Annotated in this window: 17 protein-coding genes and 1 other RNA gene; 11 read left to right on the top strand and 7 right to left on the bottom strand. The window is 69.0% G+C overall.

The features are described 5' to 3' along the window. Position 1 precedes the first annotated feature (1 nt). The 5 genes from JO391_RS09590 to JO391_RS09570 all read right to left on the bottom strand — a co-directional run bounded on the left by JO391_RS09590 (position 2) and on the right by JO391_RS09570 (position 5508). On the bottom strand, positions 2 to 1102 hold the full coding sequence (locus JO391_RS09590) for an SPFH domain-containing protein (protein WP_220664306.1): 1101 nt from the start codon (positions 1100 to 1102) through the stop codon (positions 2 to 4). A gap of 172 nt (positions 1103 to 1274) precedes the next feature. Continuing rightward, positions 1275 to 2252 (bottom strand): DUF2927 domain-containing protein, encoded by a 978-nt coding sequence (locus JO391_RS09585; RefSeq protein WP_259444872.1) that lies wholly within the window; start codon positions 2250 to 2252, stop codon positions 1275 to 1277. A gap of 105 nt (positions 2253 to 2357) precedes the next feature. Next, a complete protein-coding gene (locus tag JO391_RS09580) occupies positions 2358 to 3521 on the bottom strand; it encodes a toxic anion resistance protein (protein WP_220664304.1) in 1164 nt (387 codons plus the stop codon). A 13-nt stretch (positions 3522 to 3534) separates the two neighbouring features. Beyond that, positions 3535 to 4422 carry a 5-bromo-4-chloroindolyl phosphate hydrolysis family protein gene (locus JO391_RS09575; RefSeq protein WP_220664303.1) on the bottom strand — a complete coding sequence of 296 codons (888 nt, stop codon included), beginning with the start codon at positions 4420 to 4422 and terminating at the stop codon, positions 3535 to 3537. A 156-nt stretch (positions 4423 to 4578) separates the two neighbouring features. Then, positions 4579 to 5508 (bottom strand): pseudouridine synthase, encoded by a 930-nt coding sequence (locus tag JO391_RS09570; RefSeq protein ID WP_220664302.1) that lies wholly within the window; start codon positions 5506 to 5508, stop codon positions 4579 to 4581. Positions 5509 to 5644: 136 nt separating this feature from the next. On the opposite strand from JO391_RS09570, the gene JO391_RS09565 reads away from it, so the two are divergent. Continuing rightward, positions 5645 to 6079, top strand: coding sequence for a nucleoside deaminase (locus JO391_RS09565; RefSeq protein ID WP_220664515.1), 435 nt, complete (start codon positions 5645 to 5647; stop codon positions 6077 to 6079). 350 nt (positions 6080 to 6429) lie between these two features. Beyond that, complete coding sequence (locus JO391_RS09560; protein ID WP_220664301.1) at positions 6430 to 6672, top strand: hypothetical protein; 243 nt, start codon at positions 6430 to 6432, stop codon at positions 6670 to 6672. Between the two features lie 3 nt (positions 6673 to 6675). Here JO391_RS09560 and JO391_RS09555 read toward each other — a convergent pair whose 3' ends face one another. After that, a complete protein-coding gene (locus JO391_RS09555; protein ID WP_220664300.1) occupies positions 6676 to 7371 on the bottom strand; it encodes a metal-dependent hydrolase in 696 nt (231 codons plus the stop codon). 61 nt (positions 7372 to 7432) lie between these two features. Here JO391_RS09555 and JO391_RS09550 point away from each other — a divergent pair, with 61 nt between their 5' ends. The 8 genes from JO391_RS09550 to rnpB all read left to right on the top strand — a co-directional run bounded on the left by JO391_RS09550 (position 7433) and on the right by rnpB (position 13978). Beyond that, complete coding sequence (locus tag JO391_RS09550; RefSeq protein WP_220664299.1) at positions 7433 to 8086, top strand: ceramidase; 654 nt, start codon at positions 7433 to 7435, stop codon at positions 8084 to 8086. A gap of 127 nt (positions 8087 to 8213) precedes the next feature. Beyond that, entirely contained in the window at positions 8214 to 8630 is a 417-nt protein-coding gene (locus JO391_RS09545; RefSeq protein WP_220664298.1) for a thiol-disulfide oxidoreductase DCC family protein, read from the top strand. Further along, positions 8627 to 10246: an SDR family oxidoreductase gene (locus JO391_RS09540; RefSeq protein ID WP_220664297.1), complete on the top strand. Its 1620-nt coding sequence runs from the start codon at positions 8627 to 8629 to the stop codon at positions 10244 to 10246. The genes JO391_RS09545 and JO391_RS09540 overlap by 4 nt, the downstream gene beginning before the upstream one ends. 30 nt (positions 10247 to 10276) lie before the next feature. Next, positions 10277 to 10564, top strand: coding sequence for an Asp-tRNA(Asn)/Glu-tRNA(Gln) amidotransferase subunit GatC (gene gatC, locus JO391_RS09535; protein WP_220664296.1), 288 nt, complete (start codon positions 10277 to 10279; stop codon positions 10562 to 10564). An 11-nt stretch (positions 10565 to 10575) separates the two neighbouring features. Then, positions 10576 to 12063, top strand: a complete 1488-nt coding sequence (gene gatA / locus JO391_RS09530; RefSeq protein ID WP_220664514.1) for an Asp-tRNA(Asn)/Glu-tRNA(Gln) amidotransferase subunit GatA — start codon at positions 10576 to 10578, stop codon at positions 12061 to 12063. A 10-nt stretch (positions 12064 to 12073) separates the two neighbouring features. After that, positions 12074 to 12871, top strand: a complete 798-nt coding sequence (locus JO391_RS09525) for a hypothetical protein (RefSeq protein ID WP_259444871.1) — start codon at positions 12074 to 12076, stop codon at positions 12869 to 12871. Continuing rightward, complete coding sequence (locus tag JO391_RS09520; RefSeq protein WP_220664295.1) at positions 12872 to 13540, top strand: N-acetylmuramoyl-L-alanine amidase; 669 nt, start codon at positions 12872 to 12874, stop codon at positions 13538 to 13540. 11 nt (positions 13541 to 13551) lie between these two features. Beyond that, positions 13552 to 13978, top strand: an RNA gene (gene rnpB, locus JO391_RS09515) — RNase P RNA component class A. Positions 13979 to 14065: 87 nt separating this feature from the next. Here rnpB and JO391_RS09510 read toward each other — a convergent pair. Then, positions 14066 to 14962, bottom strand: coding sequence for a LysR family transcriptional regulator (locus tag JO391_RS09510; RefSeq protein WP_220664294.1), 897 nt, complete (start codon positions 14960 to 14962; stop codon positions 14066 to 14068). Between the two features lie 131 nt (positions 14963 to 15093). On the opposite strand from JO391_RS09510, the gene JO391_RS09505 reads away from it, so the two are divergent. Next, complete coding sequence (locus JO391_RS09505; RefSeq protein ID WP_310795066.1) at positions 15094 to 15324, top strand: YjiS-like domain-containing protein; 231 nt, start codon at positions 15094 to 15096, stop codon at positions 15322 to 15324. The last annotated feature ends 25 nt before the right edge of the window (positions 15325 to 15349 follow it).

Below are 15349 nucleotides of genomic sequence, written 5' to 3'. Positions count from 1 at the left end.
ATCAGGCTCCGGGCGGCGGCGGGGGCGGCGGCACATCGCGGAAGAGAGCGGCGAGGGCGGTTTCGGCGGCGGGTTTCCAGCCGTCCTGTCCGGCGGTCCAGACCATGGTGGAGCGGGTGATCTGTCCCGCGGTGGCCATGGCGGCAAGCTGCGACTGCGGGAAGGGGCCCTTGGTCGCGCCGTTTTCGGCGATGTGCCAGGCGGGATCAGCGGCGGGGGGCGGCGGCGGGGGCGGGGCGGCATGGGCGGGGGCGGCGCCCCAGGGGCCGGCCTGTTGTGCCATACCCATGCCGATGGCCGCGCCAAGGCCGGTGGCCATGGCAGAACCCGCGGCGCCGCCGGGCTGAGACAGCGCCTCGGCCGCGTTGAACTGGGTGTATTTCGACAGGTCCCCGGCGATGCCTGTGGAGGTGCGCTTGTCGAGCACCTTTTCCACCTCTTCGGGCAGCGAGATGTTCTCGATGTAGAATTCGGGCAAGGTCAGCCCGTAGTCGGCAATCTGGGGGGCGATGCGGTCGAGGATCAGCTTGCCGAGATCCTGGGTGTTGGCGGCCATGTCCAAGGCCGGGATGCCGGATGAGGCGAGGACGCGGCTGGCTTCCTGCAGGATCACGTTGCGGATCTGGTTCGAGATCTCGTCCGAGGTGAACTCGCCATCGGTGCCGACGATTTCCAGCATGAACTTGCCGGGGTCCGAGACGCGCATGGAATAGGTGCCGAAGGCGCGGAGCCGCAGGGGGCCGAATTCGGGGTCGCGCAGCATGATGGGGTTCTTGGTGCCCCATTTGAGGTCATTGAAGCGCGTGGTGTTGACGAAATAGACCTCGGACTTGAAGGGCGACTGGAAGCCGTGGTCCCAGTGCTGCAGCGTGGTCAGGATGGGAAGGTTGTTGGTTTCCAGCATGTAGAGGCCGGGGCCGAAAACATCGGCCAGCTGGCCCTCGTGGATGAAGACGGCGGACTGGCCTTCGCGCACGGTGAGCTTGGCGCCGTACTTGATGGCCTGGCCATGGCGGTCGAAGCGCCAGACCATCGTATCGCGCGTGTCGTCGAGCCAGGAGATGACGTCGATGAACTCGCCTTTGAGGAAATCGAAGACCATGGCTTACTCCTTTGGTCCGGACTCGGCTGCGGGCATTTGTGCTGGACTATAGGCGGTTCGCGGGAGGCCCGCCACGTTTCGTGCGCGCCATGTCACGGGCGTGCGCACTGCCGAAGGACGGAGGCCGGGAGCGATCAAGCCTTTCGAGCGGCGGTGGCGGTGTTGGCGTGGTTCAACTCGGCCCCGCCATCTGTGCGGCGAGGGAGTAGACGATGGGGCGGGCTTCGGTTTCGGACATGCCCGGGCGGAGCGCGGGGTTGTAGAGGATGCGCAGCATCATCTCGTCCATGCTGGTCAGCAGCGCGAATTCCTCATCGTCGTTGAAGATCGAGGGGCGGGCGCGGGGGCTGTCGTTGGCGAGGCCCAGACCTTGCGCGATTTCCTCGTGGATGCAGGAGAGCCGCATCAGATCGGGGTGTTCGGCCCGGATCACCGCAAAGGCCTGGCTGTAGACGCCGGGGCCGGTCTTGCTGCCCGAGAGCGCATAGACCAGGCAATAGGTCGAGAGCGGCATGTCCACGATGCCTGCGACCTCGGCCGGGGTCAGACCGGGCAGGGCGGCGCGGATCTGGGGGGCGAGCGCCTGACGCTCATCCTCGTTCACGATGTAGACCCAGAAATTCGGGTTGGCATCGTCAAGCCGGATCGGATGGCCGGTCAGGCGCGAGAGGCGGGAAAGATACGAGGAAATGCGCGCCGTGTCGGTGGAGCGATCCGCCGGCGTGACCGATTCGCCAAAGCGCAGGCCCACGCGCACTGGCTGATCCCATCGGCGCAGCAGGCTGGGCGTCTGGCGCTGGACCGGGCCGGTGGGGCCGCGCGCGTATTCGTCATAGAGCGCGATGGTCATGAAGTTTTCGGCCAGCATCCTGTCGGTGAAGGGCGTGTCCGGGCCGCCGCCATCGGTTCGCAGCAGGCCGCGCGACAGAAGGACGGCCTGGACACGGTCGTAATAGGCCTTGGCCGTTTGCGAGGCGGCAGAGGCCTGCGCCGTGGGGGTGGGTGTCACGGGCCGCGCGGGTTGCTGCACCTGCGGCTGCGGTGTGGTGGCGACGCAAGCGGCGAGGGACAGGACCAGTCCGAGCGCGGCCGTCAGCCTGTGGCGATTGGGTCGCGGCTGGCCCGCGACTGCCCCTGGTACTGGCCCCACCTGATTCCCCATGCCCGACTTGCCCAAGCCGGTTATTCCATGCGCGGCGCGCGGTGTGAATCCCTGCCGCACCGCAGCGGTGCCGGGCGGCAGGGCAGTGCCGGATCAACCGGCGGCGGCGGGGCGGGCCGAAGCCGCCGACAGCGTGTCGCGCAGCGTGGTTTCCAGCTTCACCAAGGTCTCCTCGGCCGCGGCGCGGCGGGCCTTGCCTTCATCGGCGATGCGCAGGGAATCCTCGACCGTGGCGATGAGCGTCTCGTTGGCCTTCTGCACCGCCTCGATGTCGAAGACGCCGCGTTCCATTTCCTCGCGCACCACCTTGTTGGCCTCGCGCAGGTTCTCGGCGTTCTTCGTGAGCAGGTCGTTGGTCAGGTCGTTGGCATCGCGCAGTGCCTCGGCGGCTTCCTTCGAGCGCTGGATCGTCACGGCCTGGGCAAGCTGGGTTTCCCAGAGCGGCACGGTGTTGACGAGGGTGGAGTTGATCTTGGTGATCAGGCTCTTGTCGTTTTCCTGCACCAGGCGGATCGAGGGCAGCGACTGCATGGTGACCTGGCGCGTCAGCTTCAGGTCGTGGACGCGGCGTTCCAGATCGTCGCGGGCGGCGCGCAGGTCGCGCAACTCCTGCGCCTTCAGCACCTGGTCGTTTTCCGGCGCGGCCTTCACCGCAGCCTCTTTCGCCGGGATGTCGGTTTCATCCGCCTGTTTCAGCCGGGCTTCGCCGGCCGCGATGTACAGCGCAAGCTCGTCGTAGAAGCTGAGCGTCTTGGCGTAGAGGATGTCGAGCGCCTTCACGTCCTTCAGAAGCTTGTGTTCGTGGCTGAGGAGGTTCTCCGTGATGCGGTCGATCTGGGTCTGAACCTCTTCGTAGCGCGCCATGAATTGCGCCATGGGGGCTGCGGCGCCGGTCAGGCGTTCCCACCAGCTGCGGCTGCGGTTCACGTCCAGCTCTTCGCCGGAAAAGCCGCGTATGGTGGAGACGATTTCGCGCAAGGAATCGCCCGCCGGGCCCACATCCTTGTTCTTCACGTCGGCCAGCATTTCCTGGCTGATGACCTGAAGCTCGGCCTGGGCTTTCGAGCCGAAGGCGATGATCGACTGGCTGTCGCCGAGGTCAAGCTCGGCCATGCGGCGTTCGATTTCGGCCTTGCGGTCGGGGGAGGCGGCTTCCAGGGCCACCACCTCGCCGCCCGGTTCGGGCAGCAGCACGGCGGTGACCTTCTCGACTTCGGCAAGGGCCTGGGCGGCCTGGTCGCGGATGGTATCGGTCATGGGAAACTCCCTGTCAGAAATCGCGTTTGAGCCGGTCGCGCAGCACCGAGATCTCGACATCGAGGTCGGTGCGGTCGTTGGACAGAAGCGCCTGGGTGCGGCCGGCGAAGGTGGTTTCAAGGTCGGTGAGCAAGGCTTCGTATTCGGCGCGGGCCTCTGGATCGCGGGCACGGGCGTAGTGGTCGGCAAACTTCACGGTCGCGTCGCGGGCACCCATCAGATAGACCGAGAGGTACTTGCGCGCGGCCGTCAGGTCGCCGGGATCGCTTTCGATGCTGCGGAAGAGCTGGCGGGCGGTGGCGGCGAACCGGTCTACCCGGGCTTCGAGCGCGGGGTCCTTGGCGCGCAGGATCGCGTCCTTCATGCCGGTTATGTACTTCTCGGCCTCGTCGACCGCGCGGGCGACGCGGTCGGTCTGGAAGCTGTCGACGCCCTCCATCCCCTTGTTGCGCAGGGGATCGGGGCCGAAGGCGCCGAGATGCAGCGCGGCGCCGGCAAGGCCGACGAGGGCGGGGAGGAGGAAGCCCGGCTGCCAGAGCGTGGTGCCGAGGGCGAGCGCGGCACCGGTGATGACGGCGCCGAAGATCTTGCGCGGGATGGCCGGGCGGCGGGCGACGGTGCGGGCGTCGTAGGCATCCTGCGCCACGATGCCTTCGCGGGTGAGCCAGGTGGCGAGCGTCAGGAGGGCTGCGGCGGAGAGGCCGGTGACGAGGTGGCGCGCATCGCCGGTGAAGGCGGCGATGAGGAAGGGCAGGGGCGCCAGGAACAGGATGTTGGTGCGCCCTCGCGACGAGGCCGGGCGGCGGTTGTCATAGACATTGGGTGGCTGTGGGGCAGGGGATTTGGGATCGGGCTGCGGCTGCACGCCGGGGCTGAATTTGCCGCCATAGCGCTGCGCCATCAGATCCCCCTGCCGCCGACGTAGAGGATGAGCGCGACGAGCAGGAAGAAGGACAGGGATTGCAGGGCCTTGGCCGTCATCATTCCTCCGGTTTCGCAGCTTGCGCGACCCGACTATAGCCGCCGGGCGGGCGGCCACCAACGGAAAACGGAAGGCTCAGGGCTTGCGCGGCGGCGGGCGTCGCGTGCCGGGGGCGGATGCCGGGCGCGCGGCGGGTTTCGCGCCGGGCCGGGCGGCTGCGGCGGGTTTCGCGGCAGGCTTTCCGCCCGGCTTGGGACCCGGTTTGACGCCGGGTCTTGGGGGGCGGGCCTTGGCGGTGCCGGTCTCGGAGCCGGGCGGGGCTTCGAGACCCAGTTGCTCGCGCAGGACGCGGGGGCGCACCTCCTCGACCTCGCCGGGCTTCATCTCGTTCAGGCGGAAGGGGCCGTAGCTGACGCGGATCAGCCGGTTCACGGTGAGGCCGATGGCCGACATGGCGCGGCGGATCTCGCGGTTCTTGCCCTCGCGCAGGCCGACCGTCAGCCAGGCATTGGCGCCCTGTACGCGGTCGAGCGTGACCTGCATGGGCTGGAACTTCTCGCCTTCGACGACGATGCCCTTGCGCAACGGCTCCAGGTCGGGGTCGGTGGGATTGCCGTTCACGCGGACGCGGTACTTCCTGAGCCAGCCGGTGGAGGGAAGCTCCAGCCGCCGCTTCAGCTCGCCGTCGTTGGTGAGAAGCAGGAGCCCCTCGGAGTTGAGGTCGAGCCGGCCCACGGACATGACGCGCGGCATGTCTTCGGGCAGCGAGTCGAAGACGGTGGCGCGGCCCTTCTCGTCGGCGGCCGAGGTTACCAGCCCCTCGGGCTTGTAGTAGAGCCAGAGCCGCGCGGGTTCTGGCGCGGCCAGGGGCTTGCCCTGCACGGTGATGCGGTCCTTTGCCGTCACGTTCAGCGCAGGCGAGGTGATCGTCTTGCCGTTCACCGTGACCTCGCCCAGTTCGATCAGCCGTTCGGCCTCGCGCCGCGAGGCGACGCCGGCGCGCGAGAGCACCTTGGCGATGCGTTCTCCGGGCGGGGCGCCTTCGGGGGTGGACTTTTCGGCCATGGGCGGGAACCTTGGGGGCAAATGACCCCGGCGTGGCGCGGGGTGGAAACCGCCGGGGGCCGTCTGCCCCCGGACCCCCGAGGATATTTGAGAACGGAAGAAGGGGGAAGATCGGGTGAGCGGATTCCGGTCCTTCATGTCGCTGGCGCTGGAAGAGGCGCGGTCGGCGGGCCTGCGGGGCGAGGTGCCGGTGGGGGCGGTGGTGGTTTCTCCGGGTGGCGCGGTCGTCGCTCGGGCCGGAAACCGGACGCGCGAGCTGTCGGATCCGACCGCCCATGCCGAGGTGCTGGCGATCCGCGCGGCCTGTGCGGCGGCGGGGTCGGAGCGGATCGGCGGGCATGATCTTTACGTGACGCTGGAACCCTGTCCGATGTGCGCCGCGGCGATTTCGGCGGCGCGGGTGGCGCGGGTCTACTACGGCGCGGCGGATCCGAAGTCCGGGGGCGTGGCGCATGGCGCGCGGGTGTTCAGCCATCCGCAGTGCCACCATGTGCCCGAGGTCTATGATGGGATCGCGGCGGGCGAGGCGGCTGCGCTGCTGCGCGACTTCTTTGCCGGCCGGCGGGGCTAGCGTGGCCGGGCGGCCACAGGCGGCCCCTGCGTCAACGGGCCGCTGAATTGCGGTTGCGCGAGTCAAGGGGCGCGGCTATCGAGGCCGAGCCGGAAACCTGCACCACAAAGGAGGCGTGACATGGCTGCATTCACCACCGCTCGCCTGCCTGAAATTGGGCTTCATGGCACTTGGGATCCGCGTTCGCAAGGCTGACGCGACAGATCCGAACCGGGAGCCGAGGCTCCCTTCCTTCCACCGCTGACAGACCCTGAACAACAAGGGCGGATTCCGTCCTGTAACCTTCGGGGTCGTTCCACCCAATCCCAACAGGAGCCGGCGGCCGTGAAGGCTGTCCGGTGAGGATCCAGATGACCTATGACCGCATCGCCGCATCCCCGCGGCGCCCCGAGACGATCCTGAAAAGCCTTGTCGCCGAATACGGTGCCCTGAAGGTGATGGCCGCGCTGATGGCGGCCATCCTGAAAAGCAACCGGGCGCCCCCGCGCGCCCGGATCAGCGACCTGCCCGAGCACCTGCGCCGTGACATCGGCGTCGGCCCGGACTTCCGCCGCGGGCCGCGGCATGAGCCGATGCCGGGGCCGCGCTGGTGAGGCTCAGAAGGTGATCGGGTCCAGCACTTCGGGCTCGATCACCGTTGTTCCGGGCGGCAGGCCCGCCCGGAGCTCTGCCGCGTCCTGCGCGAGAAGCGGGAAGGTGCGGTAGTGGCAGGGGATGACCCAGCTGAAGTTGAAATACTTGCGCGCGGCCCAGGCGGCGCGGGTCATGTCCATGGTGAAATGGCCGCCGGCCGAGAGGATGCCGATGTCGGGTTGGTGCAATTCGCCCATCCAGGCCATGTCGGCCATGATGTCGGTATCTCCCGAGACATAGATCGTGTGGCCTTCGCCCGCGATCATGAAGCCGGCTTCCGATCCCGCGGCGATGGGGCCGTTCGGCGTGGCGACCGAGGAGGAGTGGCTGGCGTTGACCATCGTCACCCTTGCGCCGCCGAGCGTGACGGTGCCGCCCTTGTTGAAGCCGATGATTTCGACCTGCTGGCGTTCCTTGTACCAGGTGACGAGGTCGTAGATGCCGACCAACGGCACGGACTTCTCCAGCGCGATGGCGGCGGCGTCGCCGGAATGGTCGCCGTGGCCGTGGGTCAGGAGCACATGGGTCACGCCCTCCAGCGCCTCGGCGCGGCGGTCTGCGGGGAACATCGGGTTGCCGGTGATCCAGGGGTCGATGAGCAGGGTGGCCTGTTCGATCTGGATGCGGAAGCCGGAATGGCCGAGCCAGGTGATCTGCATGGGCTTGTCTCCGTAACTGTCTTTCAGGATGGTCAGGATAGGGCATCAGGGAGTGAGGTCCATGACGGATTGGCTGGCGCCGGTGGACGAGTATTGCGAGCGGCTGGGGCCGGGGCTTTGGGCGGAGCCGTGGAACCTGGTGACCAATGCGGCCTTTGTGCTGGCCGGGGCGGTGATGTGGCACCGCTGCCGGGGGATGCCTGCGGGGCGGATGCTGGCGGCGATGCTGGCCACGATCGGGGTGGGGTCGGGGCTTTATCATGCCTTCGCCAATCCCCTGACCATGATGATGGATGTGGTGCCGATCCAGGTGTTCATCCTGGCCTATCTTTATGTGGCCTTCCGGGATTTCCTGGGGTTGCCGCGCTGGGGGGCGGGGCTGTTGACGGCGGCCTTCCTGCCCTATGCGGCGCTGACCGTGCCCCTTTGGGCGCGGCTGGACTGGCTGGGGTCTTCGGCCGGCTATGTGCCGGTGCTGGTGGTCATGGTGGTCTTTGCCGGGGTGATGGCGGGGCGGGCGCCGGCGGTGGCGCGGGGGCTGGCGGGGGCGGTGGCGATCTTCGGGGTCTCGCTGACCTTTCGGACCCTGGACGAGCCCCTGTGCGCGAGCCTGCCGGGGGGGACGCATTTCCTGTGGCACCTGGCCAATGCCGTGCTTCTGGCCTGGCTGATCGAGGTCTGGCGGCGGCAGAGGGCGTCCGAGCTCGGACGCTAGGTTGGTGTTATTGAAAACAATGGGTTGCGAGTGCGTGTTAACTTGGACTTAACGATTGTCCGAGGCGCGCGGGGTGTGTCGAGGCCCCGGCCTGCGCCGGGGCGAAAGGGTGTGGCGGGGGTTGGGTATGGTGCGTGACGGCTTGCCCGAGGGGCCGGTGGCGGTGATGGATGCGCAGTGCGCGCTGTGTTCCTTTGGCGCGCGGATGATCCATCGGCTGGACCGCAGCGGAAGTGTGAAGATCTGCCCGGTGCAGACCGGGCTTGGGCAGCGGCTGCTGGCAGAGCACGGGATTTCCGGGACCGATCCGGAAAGCTGGCTGTTCCTGGCCGATGGCCGAGCCTGGACGGATTTCGACGCCATGGCCGAGGTGGGCTGGCGGTCGGGCGGCTGGGGGCGGGGGCTGATCCTGCTGCGCGCCATTCCGAAGCCCTTGCGCGACTGGCTGTATCGCCGGGTGGCGCGCAACCGCTATGCAATCTTCGGCAAGGGTGACATGTGCGCGATCCCGGACCCCGCCTTCCGGGCGCGGCTGATCGGATGAGGGTGGTCGTCCTGGGCGGCTCGGGCGTGTTCGGGTCGCGGCTGGTGCGGTTGCTGGCCCGTGATGGGCATGAGGTCCTGGCCGCCGGGCGGGGCGAGGCGGCGCTGCGGCGGCTTTCTGCCGAGACGGGCTGCGGCGTGCTGGTTCTGGACCGGCGGGGCGATCTGGGCGCGCTGTGGGCTGCGGTGCCGGAGGTGGTGGTGGATGCGGCGGGGCCGTTCCATGCCTATGGCGGCGATCCCTGGCGGCTGGCGCGGGACTGCATCGCGCGGGGCGTGCATTACCTGGACCTGGCGGATGACGCGGCGTTCTGTGCCGGGATCGGGGCGCTGGATGCTGAGGCGCGCGCGGCGGGTGTCGTGGCGCTGTCCGGCGTATCGAGCGTGCCGTGCCTGTCGTCCCTGGCCGTGGCAGCGCTGGCGGAGGGGTGGGCGGAGGTGGACCTGATCTCCTCGGCCATCCTGCCGGGGAACCGCGCGCCGCGCGGGCGGTCGGTGGTGGAGAGCATCCTGCATCAGGCGGGGACGGCCTTTGCGCAGGTGCTGGACGGGCGGTCCGAGCCGGTGCGGAGCTGGTCGGACCCACGGGCGTTCGAGTTGGCGCCGGGGATGCGGCGGCGGGGCTATGTGATCGAGGTGCCGGATCAGCGGCTGTTTCCGGCGGCTTTCGGGGCGCGGACAGTGGAGTTTCGCGCCGGGATGGAGCTTGGCGTGATGAACAGGGGCCTTGCGGTGCTGTCGTGGCTGCGCGGGCGGCTTGGCTTCGGGATGCCGGGCTGGCTGGTGGCCGCAGTGCGGGGCGCGGCGGTGGTGCTGGCGCCCTTTGGCAGCGATGCGGGCGGCATGGTGGTGGAGGTGACAGGGCGCGGCGCCGGGGGCTGGGAGCGGCGGCGCTGGGTGCTGCTGGCCGAGCGCGGCGAGGGGCCGTTCGTGCCGGCGGTGGCGGCGCGGGCGGTGTTGCGCGATCTGGGCGCCTTGGCCCCGGGGGCGCGGCCGGCGGTGGCGGTGCTGCCGCTGGGCCGGGCCGAGGCGGCGATGGGCGATCTGGCGGTGACGCTTGGGCGCGAGGCGGAGCCGGTGGTGCCCTTGTTCGCGGCGGTGCTGGGGGCGGATTTCGCGCGCCTGCCGGAAGAGGTGCGGGCTACCCATGACCATGCAGGGCCGCGCCGCTGGGCGGGCCGGGCCGAGGTGGAGCGGGGCCGGGGCCTTTTGGCGCGGGCGATTGCGGCGCTGTTCCGCTTTCCGGCGGCGGGGCGCGACGTGCCGGTTGAGGTGGTGAAGCGGCCGGTCGCGGGGGGCGAGATCTGGGAGCGGCGGTTCGGGGCGCGGCGGTTCCGGTCGCGCCTGTCGGGCCGAAGCGGGCGGCTGGTGGAACGCTTCGGGCCTTTCGCCTTTGACCTGGGGCTGGAGCTGCGCGACGGGGCGCTGCACTGGCCGTTGCTCGCGGGGCGCTGTCTGGGCCTGCCCCTGCCGCGCTGGTGCCTGCCCTGCGTGGTGGCGCGGGAGGTGGCAGAGGCCGGGCGGTTCCGCTTTCACGTGGAAATGCACGCACCATTTGGCGGCGGGCTGATCGTGGCCTACCGCGGGTGGCTTGCGGCAGCGGGGGCGGACGGCTAAACGGGGCGCAATCGTGAAAAGGGGTGTCCCATGTCCATCGACATCGAGACCGCGCGGCGGGTGGCGAAGCTCGCGCGCATCCGGGTGGAGGAAGAGCGGCTGCCGGCGCTGGCGCAGGAGCTGTCCGGTATCCTGACCTTCATGGAACAGCTGAACGAGGTGGATGTGACCGGCATCGAGCCGATGGTCAGCGTCACGCCGATGCGGTTGAAGCGGCGGGCCGATGTGGTGACGGATGGCAACATCCAGGCGCAGGTTCTGGCCAATGCGCCTGATGCCCGCGAGGGGTTCTTTGCCGTGCCGAAGGTGGTGGAATGAGCGACAAGGCCATGACGGGCGCCAATGAAATGACGATTGCCGCGGCGCGGGATGCGCTGCGCAAGGGCGAGCTGAGTGCCGTGGACCTGACCATGGCCTGCCTGACCGCCATGGATGCGGGCGACGGGCTGAACGCCTTTGTCCACAAGACGCCGGATATCGCGCTGGCGCAGGCGCGGGCGGCGGATCAGCGCCTGAAGGCGGGCGAGGCGCCCGCGATGTGCGGGATTCCCCTGGGGATCAAGGATCTGTTCTGCACCAAGGGTGTGCCAAGCCAGGCGGCGTCTAACATCCTGTCCGGGTTCAAGCCGGAGTATGAATCGACCGTCACGACGCAGCTGTTCGAGGCGGGCGCGGTGATGCTGGGCAAGCTGAACATGGACGAGTTCGCCATGGGGTCGTCCAACGAGACCTCTTGCTATGGCAATGTGGTGAACCCCTGGCGGCGGGGGAACGATGAGACGGCGCTGACGCCGGGCGGGTCCTCGGGCGGCTCGGCAGCGGCGGTGGCGGCCGATCTGTGTCTGGCGGCGACCGGGACGGATACCGGCGGGTCGATCCGGCAGCCGGCGGCCTTTACCGGGATTGTCGGGATCAAGCCGACCTATGGCCGGGTGAGCCGCTGGGGCATCGTGGCCTTTGCGTCCTCGCTGGACCAGGCCGGGCCGATGACCAAGACGGTGCGGGATGCGGCGATCATGCTGGGGGCGATGGCGGGGCATGACCCGAAGGATTCGACCTCTGCCGAACTGGCGGTGCCGGATTTCGAGGCGGCGCTGACCGGGGATATCCGCGGCAAGAAGATCGGCATTCCGCGGGAATACCGCATGGATGGGATGCCGGCCGAGATCGAGGCTTTGTGGCAGTCGGGCATCGACATGATGCGCGATGCCGGGGCCGAGATCGTGGACATCAGCCTGCCCCACACGAAGTATGCGCTGCCGGCCTATTACGTGATCGCGCCGGCGGAGGCGTCTTCGAACCTCGCGCGCTATGACGGAGTGCGTTATGGCCACCGCGCGAAGCTGGCGCAGGGCGACGGCGTGACCGAGATGTACGAGAAGACCCGGGCGGAAGGCTTCGGGACCGAAGTGCAGCGGCGGATCATGATCGGGACCTATGTGCTGTCGGCCGGCTTCTATGACGCCTATTACAACCGGGCGCGCAAGGTGCGGGCGCTGATCAAGCGCGATTTCGAACTGGCCTTCGCGGCGGGGATCGATGCAATCCTGACGCCGGCCACGCCGTCGAGCGCCTTTGGCCTGGGCGAGATGGCCAGCGCCGACCCGGTGGAGATGTACCTGAACGACGTGTTCACCGTGACGGTGAACCTGGCGGGGCTCCCGGGCGTTGCGGTGCCGGTGGGGCTGGATGCCAAGGGGTTGCCCCTGGGGCTGCAGCTGATCGGGCGGCCCTGGGAAGAGGGCGATCTGCTCAATCACGCCTATGTGCTGGAGCGGGCGGCGGGCTTTGTGGCCAAAGCCGCGAAATGGTGGTAAGGGCGGCCGGATGCTGATCACCTCCAGACCCTCCAAGATGCGCCTTCCGCTGATTTCCCTGTGCCTTGTGGGCCTTGCTGCCTGTGCGCCGCAGGTGCCGGAATCCGGACCCGGATTCCAGGATTACAACAGCTACATGCGGGATCAGTCGGCGTCGAACATGGCGGCGGGGGCGGCCGGGGCGCCTGTTGCGCCGGCGGCGGGCTTTTCGCCAGAGGCGGCGGCGGCGGCGATCGACCGGGCCGAGGGCGTGGGCGCGCCGCAGACGGCCATGATCGCGGCGGCGGAAGCCGGGGCGGCGGAGACCGCCATCGGGGCGCCGCCGATGACGGCCGCGGCTTTGCCGGCGGACAGCACGAACCGGCCGCGCGGCAATGCCCCGGCGGGGATTGCCGAGACCACGGCGGAGATGGGCGCGGTGACGCATACCGGCATTTCCGACGAGAACGACTTCCAGGCCGTGGCGAGCCGCGAGACCATCGAGAGCGATGCGGCGCGGATTGCGGCGAACCGGGCGCAGTACGAGGTGATCCCGCCGACCGCGGTGCCGGAACGGCCGGCGGACACCGGGCCGAACCTGGCGCAGTACGCCATCTCGACCACCAATGCGGTGGGGCAGAAGGTCTATTCGCGCGGGTCGATCCAGGTGGGCAATGCCTGCGCCAAGTATTCCTCGGCCGATCTGGCGCAGGAGGCCTTCCTTGAGGCGGGCGGGCCGGAGAAGGATCGCAAAGGGCTGGACCCGGATGGCGACGGCTTTGCCTGTGGCTGGGATCCGACGCCCTATCGGCTGGCCGTTCAGCAGTAGGTGGCGGGTTCGCCCAATTTCGGCGAGCGGCGCGGGGGCGCGAGGCCCTCGCTGGTGGTCATCCATTTCACCGCGATGGAAAGCTGCGCCGCGGCGCGGGAGCGGCTGTGCGACCCGGCCTGGGAGGTTTCGGCGCATTGGCTGGTGGATGTGGACGGAAGCGCCGAGGCGCTGGTGCCAGAGGAGATGCGGGCCTGGCACGCGGGCGCGGGCGAATGGGGCGGTGCGGGGGATGTGAATTCGCGCTCCATCGGCATCGAGTTGCAGAACCGGGGGACCGAGCCCTTTGCCGCCGCGCAGATGGCGGGGCTGGAGCGGTTGTTGGCCGGGATCATGGAGCGGTGGGGGATCGCGCCTGAGGGCGTGATCGGCCATTCCGACATGGCGCCCCTGCGCAAGGCGGACCCGGGGCCGCGGTTTGACTGGCGGCGGCTGGCTTTGGCGGGTCTGTCGGTCTGGCCTGTGGCGGGTGGTGTAGCGCCGCCTTCGGCGTTCCTGCCGTCGGCCAGGGCTTTTGGATACCCCGACCTGGAGGAGGACGTGCTCCTGCGCGCCTTCCGGCTGCGGTTCCGGCCCTGGGCGCATGGGCCGCTGGATGCGGTGGATGCTGGCATGGCGGTGGATCTGGGCCGCCGCTTTGGCGTTGACGGGGGCGGCAGGGCGGCCTAAGTCAGCGGCGTGCGGATGGCCGGACGGCCGCGGGCCGAAAGGTTCGAGGAAAGTCCGGACTCCATGAGGCAAGGGTGCCGGGTAACGCCCGGCGGGGGCAACCCCAGGGAAAGCGCCACAGAGAACAGACTGCCCCGGTGCCGCGACCCTATCGCGGGGAAGCCGGGGTCAGGGTGAAACGGTGGGGTAAGAGCCCACCGCGGACCGGGCAACCGGGACGGCACGGCAAGCCCCACCCGGAGCAATGCCGAATAGGGGCCTCGCGCGGAAAGGTCCGGGCCAACAGCCGAAAGGCTGCCGGAGACCTCCGCAGGGACGTCTCAGCCCGGAGGCCCGGGTTGGCAGCTTGACCCCGCCGGTAACGGCGGTGGCAGAGGAATGGTCGTCGAAGGGGGGCAACCCCCGGAACAGAATCCGGCTTACAGGCCATCCGCGCATTTCATTTCCGTCTGGAGGGGCGCCCCCTCTCCCTGACCCTCTCCCACGAGGGGAGAGGGGAGGCGCGGGTGCCGGCTGTCGCGCGGGTCAGGCGCCGGCGGCGATGGCGCTGCGCATCGGCGCGGCAGGGAGAGCGCAGCAATAGGCGTGGCGCACCAGGTCGGCCAGGGCGGACACGGCGGAATTGCGCGCAGTTTCAGCGACATAGAGATTGATCTTCAAGCTGCCGAGGTCGGGCAGGGTGCCACCGTGGGCGATGCGTTCCACATGGGCAGGTTCGGAACCGGCCAGCATCGTGTGAACGGCAAGGTCGGCGGACACGATGGCCTCGGTCGCGCGGCTGGAGGAGCCGTCCATCGCCATGACCCAGGGGATGCCCGCGGCATCGAGCGCGGCTTGCGTGGGCTGGCGGAAGAAGCAGGATTGTTCGTGCGCCAGCCGCAGCGGGCGCTGGCGCCAGGCCTGGCCGCCGCGCGCGCCGATCCAGATGAGGGGCAATTCGGTCAGCGTCTCGCCGCCCGGCCCCACGGAATCTTCGGTGGTGAGGATCATGTCGCATTCGCCGCGGCCGAACTGGGCCAGCAGCGTGCGGGTGAAGGAGGACAGGAGCGTGACCTTCATCCGCGGATAGTCGCGCGCGAAGGCCTGAAGCACCTGCGGGATCTGCGGATAGACAATGTCATGCGGCACGCCGAGCACGACCTCGCCTTCGTGGTTGGCTTGGGTGAGGCGGGCGTAGACCTCGTCATTGAGCGCCAGCATCTTGCGGGCATAGCCGAGAAGCTGTTCGCCCGCGGGGGTGAGGCTGACGCCGCGGCCGGTGCGGTCGAGCAGCGCGAGGTCCAGCGATTCCTCGAGACGGCGGATCTGCATCGAGACGGCGGACTGCGTGAGGTTGAGGAAGCCCGCGGCGCGGGTGACCCCGCCTGCATCGGCGATGGCGACGAAAGAGCGCAGGGCGGTGAGGTCGAGGTTGCGGGGCATATCACAACTCCTGATGTTTCCCTTCATTAACATTCGTTTTCGGAATGGGCCAGCCCCCTGTATACCAATCACACAAGTTGATGAGACCCGAGTGATCCATACCGAAACACGATATGATAATGGAGCCTGCCATGTCGATGCCGCTTTCATCCGCCAGTTCCCTTTCGCCTTCGCGCCGCCCGTCGGGCGGGCTGCGGGGCCGGCTGTCCCGTCTGGTTGCCCTTTTTGCCGTGCAGCGGAGCCGCCGCCGGCTGCGCGACCTGGACGAGGCGATCCTGCGCGACATCGGCCTGACCCGGGACGAGGCGCTGCGCGAGGCAGAGCGCGGGTTCTGGGACTGGGAGCAGGTCCGCCGGGGGTGACGGGGAATACATGACCATTCCGGTC

Source organism: Neotabrizicola shimadae (genome assembly GCF_019623905.1).
Taxonomy (GTDB): domain Bacteria; phylum Pseudomonadota; class Alphaproteobacteria; order Rhodobacterales; family Rhodobacteraceae; genus Neotabrizicola; species Neotabrizicola shimadae.
Note: the sequence above shows the minus strand (reverse complement) of the source record. Positions and strands in the feature narration are given on the sequence as shown.